Origin of the sequence: Gelidibacter sp., from assembly GCF_039916245.1 — a bacterium.
In the GTDB taxonomy this organism is placed as follows: Bacteria; Bacteroidota; Bacteroidia; order Flavobacteriales; family Flavobacteriaceae; genus Gelidibacter.
In genome coordinates, this window is record NZ_JBDSLS010000039.1 from 1 (window position 1) to 3360 (window position 3360).

Sequence of the window (3360 nt, forward strand, 5' to 3'; positions counted from 1 at the left end):
TATTTATGACGAAGATAAGCATCTTATAGAACATCTTTTATATAGAAAATGTTGGATTGATACCGTACAATGGCATTATGAAGATATTATCAGAGATCCAAATATTGATCCTGTTGCGGCTTTAAAATTGAAACGTCAAATTGATGCTTCCAACCAAGATCGAACGGATATGGTAGAATATATTGACAGTTATTTTTTGACAAAATATAGTGATGTTCAACCCAAATCGGACGCTACGATAAATACCGAAAGCCCTGCTTGGGCCATTGACAGATTATCAATTTTAGCGTTGAAAATCTACCATATGAACGAAGAAGTACAGCGTCCTGATGCATCTTCCTCGCATAAACTCAATTGCACGACAAAGCTAAATGTGCTTTTAGAGCAGCGTAAAGATTTGAGCAAAGCCATTGACGATTTGCTAGTTGACATTCAAAACGGCGATAAATACATGAAAGTGTATAAGCAAATGAAAATGTACAACGACGACGAGTTGAATCCTGTACTTCGTGAACGGAAATAGTGTAAGTATAACCTGTAAGGTTTTTAAAACCTGACAGGTTTGATTTTCAATAAGATGTCCAAACAACCAAAACACATCCTCGTCATTCGTCTGTCCGCTATGGGAGACGTGGCCATGACCATTCCCGTGTTAAGCGCATTCACAAAACAATATCCTGATGTTAAGTTAACCGTCTTAACACGAGAATTTTTTAAACCGTTTTTTCGTGATTTGGAAAATGTATCTGTGTTTTCAGCAGATTTAAAAGGACGACATAAAGGGTTTTTCGGGATTTTGGATCTTTCCAAAGAATTGCGGACTTTAGGCATTGATGCCGTTGCCGACTTGCACAACGTTTTACGCAGTACCATCCTAAAAATATTTTTGTTAGATCTTAAACCCATCCAAATTGATAAAGGAAGAGCTGAGAAAAAAGCCTTGGTCACAGGGAAAATTTTCGAGCAGCTCAAAACCACAATCCAACGTTATAAAGATGTTTTTGAAAAATTGGGTTTTCCGATTAAGGAATCAGAACCCGAGTTTCCTAAACGTTCTGAACTGAATTTTAAAACCTTAGAAATTGTTGGAAAGAATACTAAAAGCTGGATAGGAATAGCGCCATTTGCAGCCCATAAAAGCAAAATGTATCCTTTAGAGCTGATGGAAGAAGTTATCACAGAACTTTCAAAAAATCATACGATTTTGTTGTTTGGAGGAAAATCGGATGTCGATTATTTGAGTTCTCTGGAGAATGAAAATGTCATTAGTATTGCCGGAAAACTGAGTTTGGACGAAGAATTGGACGTTATCTCTAATTTGGAGGTCATGCTTTCCATGGATTCTGGAAACGCCCATATGGCAGCCATGATGGGAATAAAAGTCGTGACACTTTGGGGCGTGACGCATCCGTATGCTGGGTTTTATCCCTTTCATCAAGATGAAAGTTTTGCGCTTTTGGCAGATCGTACAAAATACCCTAAAATTCCGACCTCTGTTTATGGTAATAAATTCCCTGTAGGGTATGAAAACTGCATGCAAACCATTCTTCCAGAAGACGTTATCGAAAAAATGGAACAGGTCATAAAAAAACCCCACTAGAAAAGCAGGGTTAGATTTGATGCGTGTTTAATAGATAATCCTTATAATAAAAATTAAACCGTTTATAAAAATATTGGTTTCATTCTCTTGAACATTATTTTATAACAATTAATTAGCGATTATTCGATGAAACATTAATTTCTTAGGGTAAAACGCAATAAAATAGATTAATCTTAATTAAATCAATTAAATATCGTCATAATCAATACTCACATTTGGTGTAATTGGATGCGCTTGACAGGTTAAAATTAAGCCTTCGGCAACTTCGACATCGGTCAAAATACTGTTATTTCGCATTTTGACTTCGCCTTCGGTTACCCGTGCCAAGCAGCTACTGCAAATTCCGCCTTGACAAGAATAAGGCGCATCCAAATCTTTATCTAAAGCCGCCTCAAGGATGGTCTGTTTTTGCGACATTTCAAAGGTCGTGGTTTCATCATCCAAAACGATGGTAATTTTAGTTTGCCCATCAGGAATTGCAACAGTATCAGCTTCTGTTGGTTTTGCAGCCTTAAACAGTTCAAAGAAAACACGTTCTTTTGCAACTTCATGTTCTTCAAGTACATCTTTTACCGTATGGATCATGGCTTCTGGGCCACATAAATAAAAGGCGTCAATGGTCAAATCTTTATGTTTATTTTTTAAGATCAGATTGACGGTGCTCTTTTCAATACGTCCAAAAATAGAATCCTCTTCTTGCGCTTGGCTAAACACAAACTGAATGGATAAGCGGTCACTATATTGGTGTTGTAAATCCAGTAATTCCTGTATAAACATGGTGTCATCCGTTGTTTTATTCCCATAAACCAAAACCACGTTGCTTTGTACTTCTTCTTCCAAAGCACATTTAACAATACTTAAGATCGGAGTGATTCCACTTCCTGCTGCAAAAGCCGCAATATGCTTGGTTTTAAAATCATTGGGTTCAAAAACAAAATGTCCTCTCGGTGCAGCGACTTCTAGAGTATCGCCAACTTTGAGTTCATGATTAGCGAAAGCAGAAAATGTACCGTCTTGAACTTGTTTTACAGCAACTTTCAATTCACCACTTTTTGGGGAAGAACACAATGAATAATCGCGTCTGAGTTCTGTGCCGTTGAGTTCAGTTTTTAAAGTAATGTATTGGCCGGCTTTAAACGTGTAGGTTTCTTGTAAATGTTGAGGAATTTCAAAGCTAAGGGTTACGGCTTGAGATGTAAGCCGCTCAATACTTTTTATGACTAGGGTGTGAAAATTTGACATGTTTTAATTTTTGTTCAAAAGTAACGAATGCTTAGATTAAATGCCACTTCTCTAACAAAATAATAAGATAACAACTCGCATTTTCACTACAAAACATCTCTTAAAATTAAAGGCAAGAGAAATTTGTTTGTAACAAAAAGTGTATTATCATTACTAACGATTAAACTACAACCACGTCTCTATGTTCAAGTATTTTATTAGTCTCGAGTGGAAATCCTTTATTAGGTCAGCTTCTTTTAAGGCGAATTTGTTCCTGAAAATCATGATGGTTTTGGGCGCCCTTTGGATGATTGCTTCTTTTTCAATATTAGGTTTTGGCGCTTATTATATGATTGAAGAGGGACTCAACAAGGAACCTTTTGAAGTGGTCAATCAAGTGGTCATTTACTATATGATTTTTGACTTGGCATTTCGATATTTTCTTCAGAAAATGCCAGTGATGAACATCAAGCCCTTGATGTATTTGCCGATTAAAAGAAAAAACATTGTCAATTTTGCGATGGGTAAAACCATGATTT

At 36.5% G+C, this 3360-nt stretch carries 4 protein-coding genes; 3 read left to right on the plus strand and 1 reads right to left on the minus strand.

Annotated features, from left to right (window positions below; translation table 11 throughout):
* Both ABIQ28_RS01960 and ABIQ28_RS01965 read left to right on the plus strand, forming a co-directional pair.
* On the plus strand, positions 1–523 hold a 523-nt coding region (locus tag ABIQ28_RS01960; RefSeq protein ID WP_348035071.1), incomplete at its 5' end, for a DUF4254 domain-containing protein.
* Between the two features lie 39 nt (positions 524–562).
* Positions 563–1600 carry a glycosyltransferase family 9 protein gene (locus tag ABIQ28_RS01965; RefSeq protein WP_348035073.1) on the plus strand — a complete coding sequence of 346 codons (1038 nt, stop codon included), beginning with the start codon at positions 563–565 and terminating at the stop codon, positions 1598–1600.
* A gap of 186 nt (positions 1601–1786) precedes the next feature.
* Here ABIQ28_RS01965 and ABIQ28_RS01970 read toward each other — a convergent pair whose 3' ends face one another.
* Complete coding sequence (locus tag ABIQ28_RS01970) at positions 1787–2842, minus strand: ferredoxin--NADP reductase (RefSeq protein ID WP_348035074.1); 1056 nt, start codon at positions 2840–2842, stop codon at positions 1787–1789.
* 181 nt (positions 2843–3023) lie between these two features.
* On the opposite strand from ABIQ28_RS01970, the gene ABIQ28_RS01975 reads away from it, so the two are divergent.
* On the plus strand, positions 3024–3360 hold a 337-nt coding region (locus ABIQ28_RS01975), incomplete at its 3' end, for a DUF5687 family protein (RefSeq protein WP_348035075.1).

What these genes read in the sequence shown, in the direction of transcription:
- ABIQ28_RS01970 (WP_348035074.1), bottom strand. Translation starts at nt 2,842, where the DNA reads ATGTCAAATTTTCACACCCTAGTCATAAAAAGTATTGAGCGGCTTACA.